A 23,165-nucleotide genomic window follows, 5' to 3' on the forward strand; every position below is an offset into this window, starting at 1 on the left:
AAACATAGATATGCAAATAGTAGTAAAAAACGCAAATTATTCAGGCACGGGATTAGGTAAAGTGCCTTATGTAAGTGAAGAAGTAAATACACTTCTGAGTGTGTACTCCTCTATAACATTGGAACAGAAATCACATTTTCAGATATTTGTTGATGAGATCGGTGGGATCGGGGGAACAATATGGAACAAATTCGCGGCAAACAGTTTGTTGCTACCCTGCTTTTCATCCAATTTGTCGGAGGCCTTATTGAATGTTTGCACAGGTTCTCACAATCTCGTTGCATCAGCGGCGAATTTCGCACAGTATTGGGAGTTTTCGAATGGCAAATTATCGCAGGTTTATTCTGCAACATCTCCCGGTGATAACCTTCGTATAAACAGAACGGGAAAACTCATATATGCACTTTCGCCTTTCGGCGTAGTAGATAAGTTTGGTGACTATGCAAATGTCAATAAAATGGTCACAACTCTTGGTCAGGGTAATCTTTCCGTTATCGGGGCTAGCCGGATGAGTATTCAGAAGTCGGATGGCACGAACAATCAGAATATAAGTTTAACGGTTACAGATTCGAATGACTTTCTGGCCTACACAGCAACTGGTCTGCAAGGGATCAGCGAAGCTACCCAAAACCGTATTGTAATCAATGGACAGGTAGCATTACAGGCCATACAGGCTTCTTTTAGTCTAACCGCATCCACATGGATCGGGGCGCTTGGTTCGACTTCTGCAACAACGTCTAATCAAGGTGGTTTGCGAAACGCTAGAGTACTTGGATTCGCAGAGGGATTTACGGCAGAGGAAGCTTCGCTTGTAAATTCGGCACTTGTAAATCTTATGTCGTTATGATTGTGAAAATTTACCGTCACAATGTGGTTACTTTAGAGCTTAACCGTCAGAATGCTGTGCTGACGCGAAAGCTGATGGCGGAGCATGAGCTTGTGTTTACGGTTTCTTCTCCTATAGTCCTCGACATTGCTGTCGGGGACTATCTTACCTATAAAGGTGATATCATGACGGTGAACAACGAGCCTGATTACACAAAGATCAGCAGTCGTGAACACCGTTACACGATCACTTTTCAAGGAATCCGTCACAGTCTTGAACGTATCATATTAAAAGATGAAGGTTCTTTGAATTTCTCCTATCGTGGTACACTGGACGAATACATGTTTATGTTTCTGGAATGCCTTCATGCCTTCGATCCTGATTGGTCAATCGGCGAACTGGAGGAGGTAGAACCGTTCTCGCTTTCATTTGATAAAGTTTACTGTTGGGATGCGCTTAATGATATTGCCGAAGGTGCCGGATGTGAATGGCAGATCACGGGTAAGGAGATTTCAATAAAGAAGACCGTTGGTACAGCGCGCGCTTTAACGCTTGCATATGGTAAGGGAAATGGTTTATACAGCTTAGGACGTAAGCGACTCGAAAATTCACGCATCGTTACAAGGGCGTATGCTTTTGGGGGTACACAGAACCTGCCGCAATCTTACGCTTTTACCGAATTGACATTGCCCGGTTATTTAGATGACGAAGTCGCAATCGAATTGTACGGCCTTCGCGAGGGATACATCACCGATACGGATATCTTTCCATCGCGGACGGGAACCGTTACGGGTGTCGCACAGGTGAATGATATCAGGTTTTCGGTTTCGGATGCAGGTATTGATTTTGATTTAGATGGTCAGCGGATCGATGGCACAGATGCTAAGATAGTGTTCACCTCCGGTTTGTTGAACGGTGAAGAATTTAAGATTCTGTCCTACAATCACGCTACGAAAACGATACATTACGAAGCGAACACGGATGCAAACGGCAATGTTAGTCCTTCCGGTTTCCGTGTTGCAGAATTGGGAGACAAATATATCGTAACAGGTATCCGTCTGCCTGAAAGCTACGTAAATGAAGCTTTGAACAAGTTATCGGTAAAAAGAGAGGAATATCTTAACAGCAACAAAGTTCCGCGCGTTGTCTATGAATTAGATTTAGATATCCTCAATCTTAAAAGGCTGAACACAGAATTACACGAAGGTGATATCGTCCGTGTTGTGGATGAGGGTATCGGCCTAGATGCCGAGATACGCGTTACATCGGTGAGCTATCCTGCCAACTTTCCCGATGTTCTAGAGCAAGGGATGAAATTTACCGCTGAAATTGGAAACGAGGTCACTTATACGCGGATTCAAAAGGTTGAAAAGGATATCAAGGAAACAAAACAGGTCGTCACGCAGGTGACTAAAACCAGTATTGAAAACGATCGCAGGAACGTTCAGGCACTTGCCGAATTTACCACAAAAATATTTGACCCTGACGGGAATATGCAAGAACCCCTTATACAAGCCATAGCAGCGTTCTACGGCACGCAGAGCATGCTTTATGATCTTGATGGCGTTACATACGTTGTTAACGTTTCGGACGATCCAAACGCATTTGAGATCAGCGGAGGTCGCTTGATCCATAAGACCTATAAAATAGACGGTCTCGGATATACATGGAATCTCGTGCCTTTCTCTGTTTCGGGACTTGATCCGATTAAACCCTATTACCTTTCTGCCCGTTGTAGCAAAACAGCATTAACAGGTGAATGGTCATTAACCACCGATCAGAAAGATACAGATAGTGAGGTGGGTTATTGGCACTTTAATCTAGGGATATTATCAAGCGTTATTGAGGGTGAAAGGTCTTTAAAGTCGACAAAAGGTTACACTGTTATTGCCGGTGGAGAAATAGTTACAGATTCGATTACGGCATATCATATCAATGTTAATAAGCTTTTTGCCCAACTGATCACCGTTGGAAGTGATGGCTATGTAAATGCCGGTATTTCGGGGCTGTCGGATCAAGGAAGTGTGTCGCAACGCTTTTGGGCAGGCGCAACGGAAGCAAACCGGCACAGTGCGCCGTTTCAGGTGCTGAATGATGGATCGTTGAAAGCTTCAAAAGGGGCTGTGGGAGGATTTACCATAAATTCAGATTCGCTAAAAATCGGAACCGATGACACGTGGGAAGTTGCCGGTGCGTCCGTTTTCTTGATGCGAGATTATTTCCTACAGCGAGCAAATGGTTCTGTTCGTGGACAACGACGGGAAGCATCTTGGAATCTTTATCGAGATGCGTCCCGTGCTGCTTCTTATTCCATTTACAATACTGTCGCGACGGCTGATCCGTTGTTTCCTTTTATCAATATCGCTTTAGAATTAAGTGCTGAAAACGGAAATGACAACTATGCGCTTTATGTTCATAATGGCATTTCACGATTTAAAGCCTCTGCATGGGGCATACAGCGGATAACAGGAGGAGGACAGACCATCTCCGACGATGTTTCTAGGGTATTAGTTAGCCCTGATGTCGTTGCAGGAAACCTTTATTTACCTCAATATCCGGTAGCTGAGCAAGAAATAACGATAAAAAATTTGAGTGGTAATGATTTTGTACTAGTGTCCAATAACGGAAGTATTATTCAGGGTGATGGCACGCCAACTTTTAATAACTCTTTTCGCAGATATGCGGTAAAAACGTTTCTGTTTGACGGATCATACTGGATAGAAATGCATCAAATTTCGGATTACTAGCTATTAGGTTTATGAATTGGTTTCAAAGTTATATTAAAAACCTTTAAAACAAATTTAAAGGGCTTCTTTATTTGGTGCCTATATAAACGCAAAAACGAAATGTTTTTTTAAAAAAAAACTATATTTGTACATCAATGATGCCCAAGTAATTATACAATGAGACAGCGTTACGGTTGATTGCACCGATTAATTGGGGGTGCCGTAGTTGTCCGTCAAAATTTCAAAGGCCTAAAAGGATATGAGACAGAGAAGCCCTGTATAAACTCTTGTATTGAGGAACAATCGATTGATGTTAAAAGCCCTTTAAATAGAATTTAAAGGGCTTTTATTTTTGGTACAACTGGTTTTTGTAAAATTCAACAAAATTGGTACTACTGGATTTTGCGATTTTAAGTACACGTTGGATATGTATTTAGTGCCGCTTTTCTTTTAAGAGATATCCTACCAAAGATTGACTCCTGTTACCGAGCTGGTGTTAAGGATTATGTTATTGCTGGTCACAGCCAAGGCGGAGGAATTAGTTATATTATTTCCGCCTATTTGTTAGGCTTACAGCGACAAGGACAACTTGGACAAGATATGCGGTTTAAAACCTATGTTAGCGCGAGTCCCAAACCTGGGAACCTTTATTTTGCGTATGATTTAGAGCACCTTACAAAAGATGGATGGTTATTTAATGTGACAAATGTTGAAGATTGGGTTCCCCAAACACCATTTACTGTGGAAACGGCCCGTGATTTACCCGAGATTAACCCGGAACCGATGTTACATGAAGCAATAAAGAAGCAATCTCTTTTTAAGCGCCTGCTATTTAAAGCGCTTTATAAGAAAGCGATGGGGCCTTCGGAGAAGACCGCAAAAACATACGAAAAGTATCTAGGTAAGTTTGTCGCTAAAAATATCCGAAAAACTTACCCTAATTTTGAAGAACCCCATTACACAAAAGGAAGTAACTATGTACGTGCTGGTTTGCAGATTATTCTTTATCCAGACAGCGGATATTATCAAAAATTTAGTAGCCCAGATCCTTCTAAAGAAATCATGTTTCATCATGGCTTAGCACGATATTACTATTTATCGGAAAAATATTAGCTAATTTTCCATGTTTTCTTATCGTACGCAGCTTGCCAGAAATGGTACTCCAATAAAGAAGCTTTTTCAAATGTGTTTAACATGGATTGACGTATAGTTTCCGTAGTTTGGTCGGCCATCTGATCGACATAATCTATCGCCATCATTACACTTTTTGAGAAATCTTCTCCACTATAGGTCTGTATCCAATTGCTGTAAGGGTTGTTGGTTTTAGATTGTTGTTCATATATGTAATCACCGATTGCTTTATAGATCCAGAAACAGGGCAAAACAGCTGCAATACCTACTTCTAAGGGCTCGAATGCGGCTGTGCTTTTAAGAAAATGAATATAGTGATGACATATAGGTTCGGTTTCGATAGGTACTATTTTTTTGATTCCAAATTGTTCAAAGTAACTTTCATGAAGTGCCTGTTCAACAATTAGTGCATTTTTAGCAAAATCGAAGAAGGCTAGTGCTTGATCATTTTGCGAACACTTACTGCCTAAATATGCTAATACTCTTCCGAAATGCTCTAGATATCGTGCATCCTGAAGCATATAAAATTGGAATTTGTCAAGTGGCAGTGTTCCCAATTTTAATTCTTCAATGAAGGGCATTTCTTGTATGGTTTTGAAAGTATTAGAAATTTCTTTCCAGGCATTATCTGTCCATTTCATAGCTAATTAATTTTTTTGGTTGGTGAAAATGATTTAGTGGGCCATTTCCTTTTCCGATCCGTAGATCCTTACTACTTAAAATGGCTTGATAGACGTAATCCATGGATTGCTTTACTGCTTCCGTTAGTGTTTGTCGCTGCGCAAGATAACTAGCTATTGCGGAGGATAAAGTGCATCCGGAACCATGTGTGTTTACTGTATCTATATGTGCTGATTCGTAACATTGTGTATTTCCGTCTCTTTGTATTAGGTAAGACGTTAAAATTGGATTTACCAAATGGCCTCCTTTTACAAGGACAGCTTGACAGCCCGTTTGTAATAAAGCTTCTCCTGCGTATTGCATCTTATCTGTATTATCAATTTTTTTGCCTGTTAATACGCTTATTTCATCGAGATTTGGCGTAATTACTCGAGCCAAAGGAAAAAGTAGCTCTTTACAAGCTTGGATTGTATCATCTTGTATGAGTTTGTGACCACTAGTCGATACCATAACGGGATCAAATACAATTTTACCGGTATAGTCTTTTAAAAATTGGCTTATCAACTCAACAAGTTCGATACTGTGTACCATGCCTATTTTAATAGCATCTGGATATATATCGTCGAATATCGTATGAAGTTGTTCCTTAACGGCTTCGGTTGGAATATCATAAATCGCTTTAACACCCTGGGTATTTTGTATGGGAAGAGCTGTAAGTACATTCATCGCATAACAGCCTAGTGCCGATATTGTTTTGGTGTCGGCTTGAATACCAGCACCTCCACTGCCATCAAAACCAGCTATACTAAGGACAGTAGGAACAGAAAAGTATTTTTTTGTGATCATGTTAATTTTTGTTTTAAATGCTCGCTAATTGCTTTAGGATCTTCGCTTTGGCAAATAGCAGATACTACAGCAACACTATTTGCTCCTGCTCGGAAAGCAATTTCGGCTGTATCCAAGTTCATTCGACCGATTGCCACAAGTGGTTTTTCAGTTTTCTCTCTTAGGTCTATCAGTCCTTCAATACCCCAAGGCTTCTTGGTATCTGTTTTTGTCGCTGTGTTATAAATCGGACTTACTCCTAAATGTTGTACTGCTCCAATTTGTTCGCTTTGTAACTGCTTCAAATTTTCTAACGACCAACCGATTTGAAATTTATGCCCATATTTTTCAAGAATTGTAATAGGACGTGTATCTGTTTGTCCCACATGAACGCCCCATGCACCTATCTCAGAAGCAATATCAACAGCATCGTTGATCACCAAAGGGATTCCCATTTTATCTGTTATTTTTTTTAGCTCGATAGCTTTGCGTAAAAATTCTCGTTGCGAACAATTCTTTTCACGTAACTGTATTATATCTACTCCACCAAGAATAGCCTGTTCTGCAACCCAAAGCCAAGGACGAGGATGACAATCCTTTTCAGAAATAACGAGGTAGAGCGGATAGGGAAAGTGAACATTAAAAGGCATGTTCTTGGATGTTTAAGTGTGTTTTAATATCTTCTTCCGATAAAGCGTATAAGGTGTCATATAGTTTTAATTGCAAAGAGCCTGGCCCACTAGCTTTAGCTGCCGCCAGCTCTCCGGCGAGGCTAAATAGGCTTATTCCTGCTACAGCTTCTTGGTAGTGATCTTGCCGTAAACCTAAGAAAGCACCGACTATTGCAGATGCCGAACACCCCAACCCGGTTACCCTTGTCATTAAAGGGCTTCCGTTGTCAACTTCTGTCCATCCCCGTTTCCCGATGATATAGTCTTTTGCCCCTGATATGCAGACGACAGATCCGTACATTTGCTGTAAGGCACGACCAGCTTCAAATGCGTTATCGCTTGTAGTAGTACTGTCTACACCTTTAGTTGATGAATCTGATGCATTATGTAGTGCAATAATTTCAGATGCATTACCGCGGATAACAGCAGGATGAAGAGATAAAAGTTCAGCTAAAACACTGTTTCGAAACGCTGATATGCCAGCTCCAACTGGATCTAATAACCATGGACAATTGATTTCATTTGCATATGCGGCAGCGGTGATCATGGCATTTGCCCAACTGCGATTTAGCGTGCCAATATTCACGACTAAGGCTTGACTTATTGAAAGTACTTCTTTGATTTCTTCTTGACCGTGTGCCATAACAGGAGATGCTCCAATAGCGAGTAGCGCATTAGCTGTGTTATTCATCACCACAAAATTCGTAATGTTGTGTACAAGAGGAGTTGCCGCTCTAACGGCTGACAGTTTCTGTAGGATGATATCTAGCTCCATTTTTTGTTTTTTTAGTTTTCATGGGGCTTTTGAACTGATGGGAGCTAACTATGAGAATGGTTTGACCAAACTAAAACAAGCGCTTTTCCCTACGTCGGTATCAACCGAATCAGGTTCAAAGGGTCTCTCTCAATTCTTTTTCAGAATACCCCTAAAGCCATTTAAAATTAATGAATTTTGATACTATTTGCAATAGTATCTCGATCATCAAATGTCTATTGTTTTTCTACTAATTCCATATTGGAACTAATATAATAATGTTTATAGCGGATAAGATCGTGTGAATTTGAGACATAAGCTACTTTAGCATTCTTAAAGAGATAGGCTGTTGCTCGCTGTTCCATTGCGCGTAAAAAAAACTCAAATTCCGCGTATAGTGATTTTCGCTCTGTAATGGAAAACTTACTGTTCTTTACAATCCACAAAAATTGTTCGTTATCGATCTTAAAGTTTACGTTTGTATCTCCATCTTTTCTAAAATGGAGTAGGGGAGTTGATATCTCATTCATAAAAAGAGCAAAACCAACTTCGTCCCGTTCAATTTTTATAACGAAAGCATAAAAATGAACAGTTCCGATTTTTTTATTGTCAATTTCGATCAGTTTGGTAAACATAACGAGTTAATAGTTTGATTAAAGGTACAAATAAAAATCTATAAGAAGTCCCATTTTCCTTTCTTTGTTCAAATAAATATGAATTGTTGAAGTGTTAGGGGATAAGCGAGTCAATTTTATGTTAATAATTTATTTTCTTGGTTTCCCAACGCTCTGTATCAACGATCAACAATTCATTCTTTAGTGAGGGCAGATCTAAAATAAGCTTGATCGCTTCTTGGGCCATCATCAAGCCAAGGATACCCGGAGTGGTTGACATTACACCATTCAGATCGCAGCTAGGTACATCTTCGGGATCAGGCGCTTCTGGGAAAATGGCACGTAGATCTTTTGCTTCTTTATAATTGAAAACTGCCATTTGAATTTCGAAATTAAGAACACTTCCGTACACCAAGGGCTTTTTTAGAAATACGCAAGCATCGTTAACAAGATATCTAGTTTTGAAATTATCGCAGCCATCGATAATAATATCATATTCCTGGATGTAAGAATATATATTCTCAGGTGATATTTTAGCGTGAATAGGACGGAAGATGATGTCGGAATTCAGTTGTTCTAATTGTTTTTTTAAACTTATGACTTTTGGGGTTCCGACAGAAGATTCATGATGTGCAATTTGCCTATGAAGGTTATGTATTTCCACAGAATCCGGGTCTATACATGCTATTAAACCTATTCCTGCTCCAGCTAGATAGAGTGCAATGGGACATCCCAACCCTCCTGCACCGATAATTAATACCTTATTTTTTTTGAGTTTGATCTGTCCATCAATTCCAATTGCGGGTAACGATATATGCTTCTTATAGCGGAGGATTTGTTCCTTTGTTAGTTTCATGAAATTGTTGTTTATTAATGTTCACTTCTCTACATATTTCCATGCGCAATCTAACAGGGAGTGGAATGTGATTTCATCTACATTATTGAAATTATTCTACTCGGTGATCTGTATTTTACTTTATGCTGCAATGGCGGATATGAGATCTTACCTGTCGCTACTATATTCAGGTTGCCAATCTTTCCATACGGGCTGATATCCTTTTGTTCGTATGGTTTTGATAATCTGTTCGACACTTCTGTCATCATTGATTTCGAACTGCTCTAGCGACTCTGGTTCTACCACATATCCTCCTGGGTTAGTTTTGGAACCCGCGCTCATAGACGTTACGCCCAATGGAATAATATGATCTCTGAATAAGGCGTGTTCTCTCGTTGAAAGTGCCAATTCGAGATCGGGATTCCATAACCGATAGGCACAGATGAGTTGTAATAAATCACGGTCTTCCAATATAAAATTGGGATTTTTCGTTCCTATTGCGGGACGAAGCCGTGGGAATGAAACAGAGTACTTCGTCCGCCAATATTGTTTTTGCAAATAGTCTATGTGTAAAGCGTTAAAAAAACTATCTACACGCCAATCTTCTAAGCCGAGGAGGACACCCAATCCTATTTTATGGATACCCGCAGCTCCAATACGGTCCGGTGTTTCAATACGGTAGTCGAAATTTGATTTTTTTCCCTTAGGATGGTAGGTTTTATAAACCTCTTTATGATACGTTTCTTGGTAGACCAATACGGCATTTACTTTGGCTTGATGCAACTGTCGATAATCGTCTATATCTAATGGTTGAACTTCGATCGATATTTGAGGAAATAGGTGCTCAATTTGCTGAATGGCTTCAATAAAATAAGCTGTATTAACACTATGGTTGGCTTCGCCAGACACGAGAAGGACATGCTGAAATCCCATTGTACGCAGTGCTTGCGCTTCCAGCGCAATCTCTGCGGGAGAGAGCGTGCGACGTCGTATCGCATTATCCATACTGAACCCACAGTATGTGCAGATATTGTGACAAACATTACTGAGGTATAAAGGTGCATACAATTGCATAGTCATCCCGAAACGCTGTATGGTAATTCGATGGGACTGTTGTGCCATTGGTTCAAGGTAAGGACTTGCTGCAGGGGAGATCAGGGTTAGAAAATCCCAAATTGTTTTCTTTTCCTTCATTAAGGCCAATTCTACTTCTTTTGCAGTTGTGCCTTCAATTTTTTTCTTGATTTGATTCCAGTCGTATTTTGAAAATATGTCTTTAAAAGTCTTTTGCATGGTTATAATCTTGATTTAAAAATTCGGTTAAAGGACTACTGCCAGAAGCGTATGTATATCCTTTTTGAAGACCAGACTCAAAAGCCATACGGCCGGCTTGAACAGCCATTGAAAAAGCTTGAGCTACTAAGACAGGATGAGCTGCTGTAGCAATAGCTGTATTCACGAGAACGGCATCAGCACCTAATTCCATCGCTTGAGCAGCATCTGAAGGGCTTCCAATACCGGCATCTACGATAACAGGAACGTTGCTTTGTTCTATAATAATGTTTAGAAAATCTTTAGTTTTCAATCCTTGATTACTACCGATAGGCGAGCCTAAAGGCATCACAGCTGCAGATCCTACATCTTCTAAACGTTTACAGAGTACAGGATCTGCGTGTATGTAGGGAAGCACGATGAACCCTAAACTTGCTAATTTCTCGCAGGCAAAAAGCGTCTCTATAGGATCAGGTAAAAGATATTTGGGATCAGGATGAATTTCGAGCTTTATCCAGTTTGTCTGTAACGCTTCTCGGGCTAGTTGTGCCGCTAGGACTGCTTCATTTGCTGTTCGTGCTCCTGACGTGTTTGGAAGAATTTGTAGTTTATCTTGTTGCAGAATATCTACTATTTCGTCCGAATTATCCTCTTGGTCTATTCTCTTTAATGCAACCGTAACCATTTGCGTCTGTGAAGCTTTAATGGAATCCAGCATTGTACGTGCGGAACCAAATTTGCCGGAACCTAAAAAAAGTCGAGAGTCGAATAGTCGATTTGCGATAGTTAGTTTATTGTCCATAAAGTAAGTCTTTAATTTGTTTGATGTAAGGAGGTGAATTGAAATTTTGCTGTAAGTGGGTTGAAAGTGCAATACCGTATATCCCGATATTTCTGAGCCGAATGATGTCCGTTTTTTGTATACCTCCAATGGCGAAAATAGGACAATAAAAATCAATGGAGATTGCCTCCATGATTTTTTGGTAACCTGAGAGCCCTAAGATCGGACTAAGATTTTTTTTTGTTTTGGTGTATCTTAGTGGACCAAGACCAATATAATCGCATTGTTCCTCTCGTCTTTGAATAATATCATCGAGGGTATTTGCTGTGCCTCCTATTATTTTGTGTGTACCTAAGATTAGACGAGCATCGGCTACTCTTGTGTCTGCAAGCCCTAAATGTAATCCATCGGCATCAGATTCCTTTGCTACATAAGGATTGTCATTAACGATAAAAGTAAAAGGACAATTATCTTGTAGGTTACGGATTTGCTGCGCCAATTGGACATAATCTGCAAAAGCACAGTTTTTAACCCGTAATTGTATCCAGTCTATTCCTACATTCAGGGCCTCACAGATATGTCTATAATGTTCGTCTAAAGAGTTTCCTGAAGAAATGTATTGTAGTTTACTAAGATTTGTCATGCTTATCAAATAAGTGTTGTAGGGCATGGCAAGCTTCTGCTTCCGCCAGGGGAGATGTTGACTCCCAAAGTGCTCCGCATAATGCAAAGTCATCAAAATTATAGCCCTTCAAATGTTTTAAACGTAGGCTATTTACTCCCCCTAAAGCAATAGCACGTATGCTGTATTTTCTTCTTCCATTTATTCCAATTTTCCGTTCGAGGCCATATCCTGGTTTTGAAAAACTAGGAAATACCGGACTAACAAAGGCACTTTCAAATAGATCAGGGAGTTGATTAAACTCGGACCAACTGTGGGAGGAGGTGCTGGCATATTTTTCCAGATGATACTTTTTATTTAATGACTGTTTATGAAGTCCTGAAAGATGGATGCGAGATATTCCTAGCTCAATTGCTAACTTTCTATCTGCATGAAGAATAAATCTTTGTCGCTCGAAAGTGGAAAATGGCGCGATAAAGTCTGCTAGTTCTAAGGCTGTAAAAAAGGGTTTCCGAATATGTATCGAGATATCTTCCCATTGTACGAGCGTGCGCAAGATAGACAACTCGTTCTTATGTGGTGTCGGTAGCGTGATAACGTGCATAAAATTAATGATATATTTCTTTTCCTTGTTCAATGAATTCGGTAGATTTTTGATACAATCCATTTTCTACACTATCACGGATCTCTTGCGTTATTTTCATCGAACAAAATTTCGGACCACACATGGAGCAAAAATGAGCTACCTTTGCTCCATCCGCAGGTAATGTTTCGTCATGGAAGTCACGCGCTGTGTCAGGATCCAGAGATAAATTGAATTGATCTTCCCATCGAAACTCAAAACGGGCTTTGCTTAGGGCGTTGTCTCTATATTGTGCCCCAGGATGTCCTTTGGCGAGATCCGCAGCGTGTGCCGCTATTTTATAGGTTATCACCCCATCTTTTACATCTTTTTTATTGGGAAGTCCTAAGTGCTCCTTTGGCGTTACATAGCATAGCATTGCACATCCATACCAACCGATCATCGCAGCGCCAATTCCAGACGTGATGTGATCGTAACCTGGAGCAATGTCGGTGGTAAGTGGTCCGAGTGTGTAAAAAGGTGCTTCGTTACACATCTCTAGCTGTTTGTCCATATTTTCTTTGATAAGATGCATGGGTACATGACCAGGACCTTCTATCATGACCTGTACATCATGTTGCCAAGCAATTTTTGTGAGCTCTCCTAATGTTTCTAATTCAGCGAATTGGGCTGCATCGTTCGCGTCTGCTATAGAACCGGGTCTTAGGCCATCACCAAGGGAGAAGGCGACATCGTATTGCTTCATAATTGCACAGATATCGTCAAAGTGAGTGTAAAGAAAATTTTCTTTATGGTGAAACAAACACCATTTTGCCATAATGGAGCCTCCTCGAGATACAATACCAGTTATTCGGCTGGCTGTAAGATGAATGTAACGAAGAAGTACACCTGCATGTATAGTAAAGTAAGATACTCCTTGTTCCGCTTGCTCTATTAGTGTGTCCCGAAAAATTTCCCATGTCAAATTTTCAGCAATGCCGTTTACTTTTTCTAATGCTTGATAAATTGGTACCGTACCAATCGGGACAGGAGAGTTTCGAAGTATCCATTCTCGCGTTTCGTGAATGTTTTTCCCAGTAGAAAGGTCCATGATCGTGTCTGCGCCCCACCTGCAAGCCCAAACCGCTTTTTCTACCTCTTCGTCGATGCTGGAGGTGACAGCACTGTTGCCAATGTTTGCGTTTATTTTTACTAAAAAATTGCGACCAATAATCATAGGTTCGCTCTCTGGGTGATTAATGTTCGATGGTATGATAGCACGACCAGCTGCTATTTCTTGGCGTACAAATTCTGGTGTGATATGATTTTTAGGTGTCCGCGCTCCGAAGCTGTTGCCGGGATGTTGTCGTTGCAGATGTTCATTAGCATATAGATCTATACGCTGGTTTTCCCGAATAGCGACATACTCCATTTCAGCGGTGATTATCCCCCGTTTGGCGTAGTACAATTGTGTCACATTTTGTCCATCTTTTGAGCGTGTGGGTTTATGTTGAAAGTGGAAACGAAGATGATCGAGCGATGGATCTTGTAATCGTTCTAAACCAAAGGAAGATGTAATTTGCGAAAGCTGTATGGTATCGTTTCTTTTTTTTATCCACTCTTCCCGCAGACGATATAACCCCTTTCTAATATCGATGGAAATATTTTCATCGGTGTAGGGACCTGAGGTGTCATAAACGGTTACAGGCATATTGTCCTGTTCTATTCCATTCGTCAATTTAGTTTTGCTTAAACTAATTTCTCGCATAGCTACCCGTATTGGAAATAGTTTTCCTTCTACGTATATTTTCCTTGATTTTGGAAATGTTTCTGTTGAGATGTGTTTTTGTTGTGGTTCCATAGGTTTATGTTTTAACCGCCTTGGGTGGCTGTGATAATCAATAATTCATCGTGCTGTTTTACAAAGGTATCGTTCCAGTTAGATCGAGGTATGACATGCTGATTCAAGGCTACAGCAATGCCTTTTGGTTTGAGCGTTGGAATTAACAATTCGAGGGCTCGTTGCAGAGAGACCGGAACAGGTTCGTGAAGATAATGATTTTGATTGTTGAGTTTAATTTGCATATCCTAAAATTTAAATACTTTAGGAATGCTAGTAATAGACTAAGATTAGTCTAAGACGAAAGTAGCACTACTTTTCCCTACGCTAGTATGAACTAGATCAGGTTCAAAGGGTAAAATCTCAGCCTGTTTTACAGACACCCCTAAAGTATGGGAACAAGTATAGGTAAATATTTTAGAAATAAAAATTAATTTAACCTTTAAAAATCGTGATCTATGTGTAAATTCGAATTTAAGATAAAGAAAAATGTATCCTTTTTCCACTTTTCGTAGCCTGTGTTTACTTAGTCTCGTTTTGTTTATTTTGACAGGCTGTCGTACTAAAAATACAGGACGATCGACCATAATTCACCAAACCAAAGATAGCACAGTCATTCGTATACAGGAAGGAGAACAGTTTTTTCTTGCAGACGAGCAATTTAATGTAACCTTCAGTCAGGTATTGGAAGACAGTCGTTGTCCAGAGGGGGTAAATTGTGTATGGGAAGGTATCGCCGCCGTTGAATTAACATTAACAGGAACGTATACAAGGCCGCAAACGGTGAAAATTGCTACCTATAATTTGCCGTCTAAAAATTATTCGTCTACCTGTAATTTTAATCATTATACTCTTCGACTTTTGAAGCTTGAACCTTACCCGAAAGAACGCTTGAAAAAAGGGCGGACTGATAGATATACGGCTTTCATATCTATTCATTGATAATATTCCATTGAAGTATATTAGCTATTACTGGAGCTACACGAGCGATCTGAACGTGTTTCGAGGGAAGACTGAAGATATTTAATCTTCTCCCATTCCTTGTCTTTGATTTCTTTTTGGCTATTGCATGCGCTTCTAAAAGGATCTCTAATGAATATACCGATTCATCATAAATAGGAGGGAATGAGCAGAAAATTATTTTTTAGAAGAAAATGACAGCTTGTAGGCGTAAACCAAGATGTCAGATTAAATAGTAACTTTGTTTTTCAATTCAATAAGCTCATGAAATATTTAAAACTAATCTTAATTTTTGTTGCTATTAATTCTGCGGGAATACATACGATAGTTGCGCAGAGCTTGGTTAAGGAGCTAGAGCATTTAGATAAACCCTATGATCCTCTCGCTAATGCACAATCGGATATAGATAGTTTGGTGGCGTTGGCCAAAATCCAAAAAAAGAATATTGTAATACAGGCCGGGGGAAATTGGTGTATCTGGTGTTTGCGTTTCAATAACTTTATTCATGAGGATGTTGCTATTGGTAATTTTTTAGATAAGCATTTCTTATATTACCATCTTAATTATTCGAAAGAGAATAAAAATGAAGCGGTATTTTCACGATATGCTCCCGAAGGTGCAAAACTCGGTTATCCATTCTTTATTGTTCTAGATGGTACGGGGAAAGTTATTGCTGTCAGAGAAAGCGGTTCTTTAGAAAGTGGAGATAGCTACGATCGTAAAAAGATTCTCTCCCTTTTTAATGAATATAAGGAAAGATAAATTTAGAAGCCTTTGATGGGAAACTTATGTCTATGCTCTTAAAAATCGAACAGGTTGCTGCACCTGTAACTTGGTCTATTAGACAGCAAGTATTATACCCTAATGGTAGCTTGCGGGATGTGATGATTGATGGTGATTTCGAAGCGTTACATTTCGGAGCTTATTATGACAATGAGCTTGTGGGCGTTATATCGCTTTTTGAGGAGGATCAAATTTTTCAATTCAGAAAATTTGCCGTATTGCAGAAATATCAAAGACAAGGTATAGGCAGACAACTATTGAAACATTTGATAGCCACAGCGAGAAGTTGGGGGATTAAGCGTATTTGGTGTAATGCACGTCGTGAAGCAGTAGGCTTCTACCGCCAATTTGGCCTAGAAATTTCAGATGAGCCATTTTACAAAAATGGCATTGAATATGTACGTATGGAAGCGACTGTTTAAAACAATTAATTCGTTGTTTAACTTATGCGATAAGTTTACGATATCTCGACCTGTTGTCAAAAATAACCCAAAGGTTAATCAAGAGCAAAGGAACAGCTATCGTCAAACCACTCGGTTCAAATGTATAGTTGTGCGCCACAATGCCAATCATAACAGGAAAGATAACGATTGCACCTAAAGCTCTTGTTTTAGGAAAAATAAAAAGAACACCACCGATGATCTCAACAATCCCCGCAAGTGGCGTGATCCACTTAAGCTTTTCGAAAGCTTGGTAAACCTCCATCTGTTCGGGAGAAAGTTCAGGCATAGGCATGTAATGAAAAAATTTGCTTAATCCTGCATTGATAAACATTAAACCAAACAGAAGAGAGAGGATGAATTTAACAATTTTCATGATTGTAAGTTTTATATAGTTATAACAAATTTAAATAGGAAGTTTGGAATTTACGAATAGGTTTTAATTTCTTGTCTTAAGACAAGAATTATAAGAAAGCTGTAGAGGGGGGATCAGGACGTGACGTGAAAGAGAATAAGCCACCATGATTTACGGCGGCTTATTTTTTTTTTTATTTTTTTTGTGGAAGCTCTCGATTGATTTCCAATATATCGACATTGTTCATTTTTGAGTCTCCAAGTAAATTTTCTGCAAAGTAGTCCGCCATTTTCCAGAAAAAATATTCTGTCATATTACCAAATGCATGTCGTTGACCAGGAAGAAGCACGAAATCAAAACGTTTATTTGCTTTTATTAAGGCTTCAATCATTCGAATAGAATTGGCGGGGTGTACATTATTATCGATATCACCTGTAGCGATCATGAGCTTGCCTTTAAGATTACGTGCCAAATCTGTATTTTTTTCTATTTGGTAGGAGAATGTGGTGTCTCCTTTGGCATTTACCTGCTCTAATACGCCATGGTGGCGTTCGCTCCACCATCGGTTATAAATATTGTTTTCATGATTGCCCGCTCCCGATACCGCGACCTTAAAAAAATCAGGGTAAACCAACATCGCTGCTGTGGACATAAATCCACCACCTGAGTGACCGGTAATTCCGACGCGATTGATGTCGATAAAAGAATAACGGTTAGCAAGTTGTTCCGCAGCAACTTTTTTATCCTCTAATCCATAGTCCCTAAGATTACCGTACCCATAGGTATGATACCACTGAGATCTATCGGGATGTCCACCTCTATTTCCTACTGTGATTACAATGAATCCCATTTGAGCAAGACGATCTATACGATCCATACTTCTTCCAAAAGATTTGTTTACGGCTTCCGTTTGAGGTCCCGGATAGACATATTCGATGATAGGATAAACTTGTGTTGAGTCGAAGTCGAAGGGTTTGTACATTACACCATATAAATCAGTAATTCCGTCTCCCGCCTTTACTTTGAATGGCTCCGGAAACTTATAGCCTGCCGCAAAAAGAGAGGATAGATCGGCCTCTTCCAATTTTATAATTAATTCGCCACTAGTGGAATATAATGCTGATGTAGGAATACTATTTACCCTGGAAGAGTTGTTTACAAAATATCTTCCACTTTCACTAACCTCAATCTGATGATCAAAATCGCCTTTATTTAAAAGTTTTGGTTCACCGCCCGCTATAGCTAATGCATAATGATGAAGATAATATGGGTCTTCTGCCAGCTCCTTACCATTTGCGGTGAAAGTAAAGCGGTGTGTCGAAGGGTTATATCCCGTCACCTCATTACAATTGTATTCTCCTTTTGTCAGTTGGCGGATTAGTTTTCCATTTTTGTCATACAGGTAGAAATGTCCCCAACCATCGCGTTGCGACCAATGTATAAATTGTTCGCCATTTTCTATAAAGTAAGGTTTTTTAATATCGAGATAAACATTAGAGCGTTCTTCCACCAATATACGAGTCTCACCATTCGATTTTACGGCAACAACGTCAATACGTTTTAAATCACGGCTAGAGCGGCTGAGGTAAAACTCATCATTATTTCCGAGCCAGAATCCAATAAATTCTTTTCCACGGAAACTAGTTTTGTCGGTATCTTTATTAAAAATAGTAATGGTTTGATTTCTAAATGCAGCAATAGAGACTTTTCGAGGAGTTAACTGTTTTGCGTTAAAGATATAAAGTTCGGCTTCTGTAGAATCGATTTCTCCGGGCATCAGGTATTTGTAGGTTTCCAGCGTAGGCCTTTTAAAGCCAACGTTGTTGATTACCCATAGGGGATTTAAGTGACGGTTATCTTTTCGAGTGATCACAAAATGTTCGCCATCAGGTGACCATAGTAGGCGTACAGGCTGCCTTTTCTTTTCATCATCATCTTTATCGCCGCCTGTTGTCGTGCTGTACTGATCGCCTCCCCATGCGTAATATTGGACCCCATCATTAGTGAATTGATGCTCGACGATTGTAGAATCTTTATCGTCTTTTCGTGCTTTTTCGTAATTGACACGATCCATCCAAAAGAGATTATATCCCTTCGCAAAGAAAATACGCGAAGTGTCAGGCGAAAAACTTGCCCAGTTAGGGGTTACTTTTTCTTTGTTGTTCTCATCGATTTCCGTTAACTGTTTACTGTTTAAATTGTATTCTAAAAAGAATACTTTCTTTTTTAAACTATCCGATTTATTTTTTAGCTCGGCCAGTTCCTTTTCGTTTTTCAACGTATCTTTTGTACTACGAATTTCAAACCTGATGTTTTTTTCATCTTTTGTAAACATCAGGTTTTCAATCGCTAGATGTTGTGCATCAAAAGGGTTTTTTACGATTTTACTGGCCTGAGCGGCTAGATCTGCATTGTCAAACAACAATTTACGTGTTTTAGTTTCTGGGTTCACCAGATACCATCTTTTCCCAGAAGATGTACGATATTCATACCAAAACCTGTCCGAATGATTTATCCAGTTTGGTTTTACGTCGGTTGAGAAGATAAGCGTCTGTAGTTTCGTGGGAGAGAATTTGGAAGCAAGCGTATAATTTGCTTTTACCTGGTGTGAGCGTTCTTGTGCGGGGGATATTAAGTAAGTTCCAAGAAGTAGTATCGTGAATATTTTATGCATAAATTAAATAGTGTTACTTGTGCTAATGTACAGAAAATGAATTGTGTGAACTTTACCTATTTTATGCCAAAAGAAGCCTATTTTGCTTAATTTCTTTCACTACAATGTTTTATTGATAATGACAAGTTACTTTTTACCGAAAGTTAGGTCTGTTTGTCAATGGAGAGAAAGACCAAGGTATAGAAGTTATGATCATGATATAAATCCAAAGGTGCCACTTGAAAATAAAATGAAAAACATTGTTCTGTCCTGTTTTTTTGATACAAAAAAGCGTAATTCCGTTAAATAAGAGTATAGCAAGAGACATCATTGCGATGTGTTCCATTCCAAAAAAACGTAATTGTCTTTGATGGATACCTGTAGAAATATCAGCGAGAAAAGTTTTTACAAGCGGACTCTGGATATATAGTAGCGCACCTATAAAAAGCTGGATGTCATAGATCAAACTAAAGAGTATCATAAGACAAAGATGCTGCCGTCGGAACACGGTATTAGAATTACGATGATATAGTACCCATATCATTTGTACGAGCATGGAAAATAAGACAATCCAACGATAATAGGAATGTATAATCAATAGTGCTGCAGGATCCATCGTGTAAATTATCAATTTGTTTTACTGATTTTTGCTATCTGTCTACAAAACTCATCAACATAACGTTCTTCTGTTGCCCAAGATGTGATGATACGTACTGCATCATATTTCTCATTGATGTTCTTCCAAATATAGAATTCGAAGGAATTAGATAGTTCGCTAATAATATCTTTTGGAAGAATGGGAAACGATTGATTTGAAACGGGAGGACTAAGAAAATTATATCCACATTCAAGAATAGATCGACTTATTTTTTTTGCCATTTTATTGGCATGTGCTGCGATTTCAAAATAAAGATTGTCCTCGAATAAGCTCAGAAATTGAAGACCTAATAAGCGTCCCTTTGCAAGTAATGCTCCTTTTTGTTTGACAGAATAATCGAAATCACTAGCAATTTCCATATGGTTAAATACGATGGCTTCCCCTATAAGTGCACCGTTTTTTGTACCGCCTATATAAAACACATCTGTATATTTAGCGAGATCTGTAAGATCTATCGTGTTGCTTTCTGCTGTTAGAGCATAACCAAGTCGGGCGCCATCCATAAATAGATAAAGTTCGTGTTTTCTACAGCATTCGTACAATTTGATGAGTTCGTTTTTACTATAGATGGTCCCTAGTTCGGTACTGTTAGATATGTAAACCATTTTCGGTTTAACAACATGAGGTCTCATAGCATACGTCTTCATCGTTGTGCTTATGTGGGTTGGTATAAGTTTTCCGTCGTCTGTCGATACCGTAATTACACGATGACCTGTAGCCTCAATAGCGCCCGTTTCGTTTGCAAAAATATGCCCAGTTAAAGCGCTTATAACTGCTTCATGTGGACGTAGAAGATGGGAAATAACAAGAAGATTAGCTTGCGTGCCGCCAGAAACAAAAAAAATTGAGGCTTCGCTATTGTTTATTTTTTTCTTTAATAATGTTTTGGCCATGATCGAATAGTTGTCATCTCCGTATCCATTCTGTTGGCTGATGTTAAATGTTACTAATTTTTCAAGAACTCTTGGATGCGCTCCTTCAGCGTAGTCATTTTTAAAACTATACATTTTTTTTCTTGTTGTTTCTACAAATGTACACGGTTCTTTTGCATTCCTGCCACTGCGTAAGGAAAACTATTTCTCCACGCTATTGGGTGGATGATTTATGTCGTGTAGAGTGATTTTTTTTAAACTTTTAAGCAATAAGTTTGGTTCTTATTAAAAACATAATCGTAAGTGATATGGCAAGTAAAATAAAGCAATTCATTCGTACCCACTTCACCATTCTAAAAAATGCTGTGATGGGATTCACAGCAGAAGATACATTGAAATATAGTGCTTCATTGGCTTATTATACCGTTTTCTCGTTAGGGCCTATCTTAGTTTTGATTATATCCCTAGCAGGTGTATTTTTAGGTGAAGACGCTATTAAAGGGAGGTTATTTACCGAGTTACAGGGTTTAATAGGTACAAGTGCAGCTATTCAAGTACAAGATATTATTAAAAACCTATCGTTATCAGGGAAATCAAATATAGCATTGCTAATCAGTGCTGTAACGTTGTTGTTGGGTGCTACAACTGTGTTTGGGGATATTCAAAATTCGATAAATAAAATTTGGCATGTTCGTCCCAAGGTAAAAAAAGGTTGGTTGAAGCTTGTGAAAGATCGTTTATTATCATCTTCGTTGGTGATAGGTTTAGGTTTCCTCTTGGTTGTAACCTTGATTATCAATGGCGCAGTATTGGCTTTTACTGAACGATTGCAGCGGGTATTTCCAGATATAACAGTTTTTTTATTTAGCTCTATAAATTTTTTAATTTCGTTTGGTATTATTTACCTTCTCTTTTGTATTATTTTCAAAATTCTGCCTGATGTTAATATTCAATGGAAAACTGTACGCTCAGGGGCATTATTTACAGCACTATTATTTGTAATAGGTCGTTTCCTGATAGGTTTCTACATCGAAAGTTCAAGTACGGAATCTACTTATGGTGCCGCGAGCTCATTGGTGCTCATTTTATTATGGGTGTACTATACTGCAGCTATATTATATTTGGGGGCTATATATACACGGGAATATGCAACATACAAAGGAGTGCCAATTGAACCTTCTGAATTTGCTGTCCATGTCGAAATGACAGAGATTGAGCGCGAGGTTACTGAAATTCCACCGGCTGCTTTGACAGCTGAAGAAAAAAAGAAAACGACCTAGTTGGGTGTTCATCTAAGTTAGATCTGTCTTGCATTGCTAAAATATAGGAAATGCAAGACAGACTTCTTTTAGGATTATGAGGACTTACGGTGTTTTAATTTTGTTGCTAGATCATCTATAATGATAGAGGCGTAATCGATATTATTTAGTGTGTTGGCGTACAAAAGCGCGCCTGGACTGAAGACATTAATTTCCATTATTTTATCGCCAACGATATCAAGCCCCACGAAATACATACCGTCTTCTTTTAGCTTTTCACTTACTTGCTGTACTGTCTGTAAGATACTCGCATCGATATCTGCGATTTTAGCTTCTCCACCTTGATGAATATTGCTCCTAATATCCCCTTTCTGTTGTACGCGGTGAACAGCAGCATATTTGTTATCAACCATTAACGGAAGGCCGTCTAAAAGGAAAAATCTGATGTCTCCGTTTGCGGCAGCTGGTAAATATTCTTGAGCTAATAGGTATCCATCACGAGCAATAACTTCGACTGTTTGTTTTAAATTATGACGTTCATCTTTTTTTAATAAGAATACATTTTTTCCACCTGATCCTTTCAGTGGTTTTAAAATAATTTGATTCTCCTGCTGATCTAGAAAATAGATTACGTCTTCATAACTACGCGTGACTAAGGTTTTGGGGCGGATGTCTTTAGGGAAATACTCTAGGTAGAGTTTGTTGGTTGCTTCTAACAATTTATCAGGATCATTAATGACCCAAGTTCCTTGTCTTTTGAAAAGCTGTGCAAACTGCAACGCTGTAGCAGAAGCCCAGGGTCTACTGATCATATCCAATACAGGGTCGTACCTTATCCATAATACATCAATGTGTTTTGCATCGACAAATTCTTTTTTTTTGCTACGTAGATTTGCCAAAAGTTCTTCCTCGTTATCTACAGTCTCCGTTATATTTAAAATCCGACAGTGTGCCCCTACGGTAAAATCATTATGATAGGCAAAGTCTGCTAAACCAATATATAAGACTTGATGTCCTTTCTTATGGGCTTTATAAGCGAGAAGTGTCGTCGTAAAATTTATACTCTCTTTGTGAGTTTGGTTGATTAAGAATGCGATGTTCATAT

The 23,165-nt window shown here is 39.0% G+C and carries 22 protein-coding genes, 1 pseudogene and 2 riboswitches; of the genes and pseudogenes, 7 read left to right on the forward strand and 16 right to left on the reverse strand.

Annotation, left to right across the window (positions count from 1 at the left end; all coding sequences use genetic code 11):
* The first annotated feature begins 10 nt into the window (after nt 1-10).
* From ACSZOX_RS03790 to ACSZOX_RS03800, 3 genes and pseudogenes are all read left to right on the forward strand, one after another.
* A complete protein-coding gene (locus ACSZOX_RS03790) occupies nt 11-847 on the forward strand; it encodes a hypothetical protein (protein WP_437918448.1) in 837 nt (278 codons plus the stop codon).
* Nucleotides 844-3,573 (forward strand): hypothetical protein, encoded by a 2,730-nt coding sequence (locus tag ACSZOX_RS03795; RefSeq protein ID WP_437918449.1) that lies wholly within the window; start codon nt 844-846, stop codon nt 3,571-3,573. The genes ACSZOX_RS03790 and ACSZOX_RS03795 overlap by 4 nt, the downstream gene beginning before the upstream one ends.
* A 414-nt stretch (nt 3,574-3,987) precedes the next feature.
* A pseudogene (locus ACSZOX_RS03800) lies at nt 3,988-4,665 on the forward strand (lipase family protein); the annotation flags it as partial.
* On the opposite strand, the gene ACSZOX_RS03805 reads toward ACSZOX_RS03800, so the two are convergent.
* The 12 genes from ACSZOX_RS03805 to thiS form a co-directional block, all read right to left on the reverse strand.
* Nucleotides 4,662-5,324: a TenA family protein gene (locus ACSZOX_RS03805; protein ID WP_437918450.1), complete on the reverse strand. Its 663-nt coding sequence runs from the start codon at nt 5,322-5,324 to the stop codon at nt 4,662-4,664. The pseudogene ACSZOX_RS03800 and the gene ACSZOX_RS03805 overlap by 4 nt on opposite strands.
* Nucleotides 5,308-6,150 (reverse strand): bifunctional hydroxymethylpyrimidine kinase/phosphomethylpyrimidine kinase, encoded by an 843-nt coding sequence (gene thiD, locus ACSZOX_RS03810; RefSeq protein ID WP_437918451.1) that lies wholly within the window; start codon nt 6,148-6,150, stop codon nt 5,308-5,310. The genes ACSZOX_RS03805 and thiD overlap by 17 nt, the downstream gene beginning before the upstream one ends.
* Nucleotides 6,147-6,779 (reverse strand): thiamine phosphate synthase, encoded by a 633-nt coding sequence (gene thiE, locus ACSZOX_RS03815; RefSeq protein WP_437918452.1) that lies wholly within the window; start codon nt 6,777-6,779, stop codon nt 6,147-6,149. The genes thiD and thiE overlap by 4 nt, the downstream gene beginning before the upstream one ends.
* A complete protein-coding gene (gene thiM / locus ACSZOX_RS03820) occupies nt 6,769-7,575 on the reverse strand; it encodes a hydroxyethylthiazole kinase (protein ID WP_437918453.1) in 807 nt (268 codons plus the stop codon). Before thiM ends, thiE begins: the two co-directional genes overlap by 11 nt.
* A 69-nt stretch (nt 7,576-7,644) precedes the next feature.
* Nucleotides 7,645-7,738, reverse strand: a riboswitch (TPP riboswitch).
* 52 nt (nt 7,739-7,790) lie between these two features.
* On the reverse strand, nt 7,791-8,189 hold the full coding sequence (locus ACSZOX_RS03825) for a hypothetical protein (RefSeq protein WP_437918454.1): 399 nt from the start codon (nt 8,187-8,189) through the stop codon (nt 7,791-7,793).
* A 121-nt stretch (nt 8,190-8,310) separates the two neighbouring features.
* A complete protein-coding gene (locus ACSZOX_RS03830) occupies nt 8,311-9,024 on the reverse strand; it encodes a HesA/MoeB/ThiF family protein (RefSeq protein ID WP_437918455.1) in 714 nt (237 codons plus the stop codon).
* Nucleotides 9,025-9,171: 147 nt separating this feature from the next.
* Nucleotides 9,172-10,296: a 2-iminoacetate synthase ThiH gene (gene thiH, locus ACSZOX_RS03835; RefSeq protein ID WP_437918456.1), complete on the reverse strand. Its 1,125-nt coding sequence runs from the start codon at nt 10,294-10,296 to the stop codon at nt 9,172-9,174.
* Nucleotides 10,280-11,077 carry a thiazole synthase gene (locus ACSZOX_RS03840; protein WP_437918457.1) on the reverse strand — a complete coding sequence of 266 codons (798 nt, stop codon included), beginning with the start codon at nt 11,075-11,077 and terminating at the stop codon, nt 10,280-10,282. The genes thiH and ACSZOX_RS03840 overlap by 17 nt, the downstream gene beginning before the upstream one ends.
* Nucleotides 11,067-11,699, reverse strand: coding sequence for a thiamine phosphate synthase (locus tag ACSZOX_RS03845; RefSeq protein ID WP_437918459.1), 633 nt, complete (start codon nt 11,697-11,699; stop codon nt 11,067-11,069). The genes ACSZOX_RS03840 and ACSZOX_RS03845 overlap by 11 nt, the downstream gene beginning before the upstream one ends.
* The gene (locus ACSZOX_RS03850; RefSeq protein ID WP_437918461.1) at nt 11,686-12,282 is read right to left on the reverse strand and encodes a thiamine phosphate synthase; all 597 of its coding nucleotides are present in this window, start codon (nt 12,280-12,282) and stop codon (nt 11,686-11,688) included. Before ACSZOX_RS03850 ends, ACSZOX_RS03845 begins: the two co-directional genes overlap by 14 nt.
* Nucleotides 12,283-12,286: 4 nt before the next feature.
* Nucleotides 12,287-14,101, reverse strand: coding sequence for a phosphomethylpyrimidine synthase ThiC (thiC, locus tag ACSZOX_RS03855; RefSeq protein ID WP_437918462.1), 1,815 nt, complete (start codon nt 14,099-14,101; stop codon nt 12,287-12,289).
* 11 nt (nt 14,102-14,112) lie between these two features.
* Complete coding sequence (thiS, locus tag ACSZOX_RS03860) at nt 14,113-14,325, reverse strand: sulfur carrier protein ThiS (protein WP_437918464.1); 213 nt, start codon at nt 14,323-14,325, stop codon at nt 14,113-14,115.
* Nucleotides 14,326-14,382: 57 nt separating this feature from the next.
* Nucleotides 14,383-14,477, reverse strand: a riboswitch (TPP riboswitch).
* A gap of 92 nt (nt 14,478-14,569) precedes the next feature.
* Here thiS and ACSZOX_RS03865 point away from each other — a divergent pair.
* The 3 genes from ACSZOX_RS03865 to ACSZOX_RS03875 all read left to right on the forward strand — a co-directional run bounded on the left by ACSZOX_RS03865 (nt 14,570) and on the right by ACSZOX_RS03875 (nt 16,245).
* Nucleotides 14,570-15,022 (forward strand): hypothetical protein, encoded by a 453-nt coding sequence (locus ACSZOX_RS03865; protein WP_437918465.1) that lies wholly within the window; start codon nt 14,570-14,572, stop codon nt 15,020-15,022.
* Between the two features lie 282 nt (nt 15,023-15,304).
* The gene (locus tag ACSZOX_RS03870; RefSeq protein ID WP_437918466.1) at nt 15,305-15,802 is read left to right on the forward strand and encodes a thioredoxin family protein; all 498 of its coding nucleotides are present in this window, start codon (nt 15,305-15,307) and stop codon (nt 15,800-15,802) included.
* Between the two features lie 26 nt (nt 15,803-15,828).
* Nucleotides 15,829-16,245, forward strand: a complete 417-nt coding sequence (locus ACSZOX_RS03875; RefSeq protein ID WP_437918467.1) for a GNAT family N-acetyltransferase — start codon at nt 15,829-15,831, stop codon at nt 16,243-16,245.
* Between the two features lie 22 nt (nt 16,246-16,267).
* On the opposite strand, the gene ACSZOX_RS03880 is transcribed toward ACSZOX_RS03875, so the two are convergent.
* From ACSZOX_RS03880 to ACSZOX_RS03890, 3 genes are all read right to left on the reverse strand, one after another.
* The gene (locus ACSZOX_RS03880; protein ID WP_437918469.1) at nt 16,268-16,639 is read right to left on the reverse strand and encodes a DoxX family protein; all 372 of its coding nucleotides are present in this window, start codon (nt 16,637-16,639) and stop codon (nt 16,268-16,270) included.
* Nucleotides 16,640-16,811: 172 nt separating this feature from the next.
* On the reverse strand, nt 16,812-19,292 hold the full coding sequence (locus ACSZOX_RS03885) for a DPP IV N-terminal domain-containing protein (RefSeq protein WP_437918470.1): 2,481 nt from the start codon (nt 19,290-19,292) through the stop codon (nt 16,812-16,814).
* Nucleotides 19,293-19,898: 606 nt separating this feature from the next.
* Nucleotides 19,899-20,936, reverse strand: a complete 1,038-nt coding sequence (locus ACSZOX_RS03890; RefSeq protein WP_437918471.1) for a threonine aldolase family protein — start codon at nt 20,934-20,936, stop codon at nt 19,899-19,901.
* A 173-nt stretch (nt 20,937-21,109) separates the two neighbouring features.
* Between ACSZOX_RS03890 and ACSZOX_RS03895 the strand changes: the two genes are divergently transcribed.
* Nucleotides 21,110-22,081: a YihY/virulence factor BrkB family protein gene (locus ACSZOX_RS03895; protein ID WP_437918472.1), complete on the forward strand. Its 972-nt coding sequence runs from the start codon at nt 21,110-21,112 to the stop codon at nt 22,079-22,081.
* A 74-nt stretch (nt 22,082-22,155) separates the two neighbouring features.
* Here the strand turns inward: ACSZOX_RS03895 and ACSZOX_RS03900 are convergent, their stop codons facing one another.
* Nucleotides 22,156-23,163, reverse strand: a complete 1,008-nt coding sequence (locus ACSZOX_RS03900; protein ID WP_437918474.1) for a glutathione synthase — start codon at nt 23,161-23,163, stop codon at nt 22,156-22,158.
* Between the last annotated feature and the right edge of the window lie 2 nt (nt 23,164-23,165).

It is taken from the genome of Sphingobacterium sp. LRF_L2 (assembly GCF_965644235.1).
Classification (GTDB): Bacteria; Bacteroidota; Bacteroidia; order Sphingobacteriales; family Sphingobacteriaceae; genus Sphingobacterium.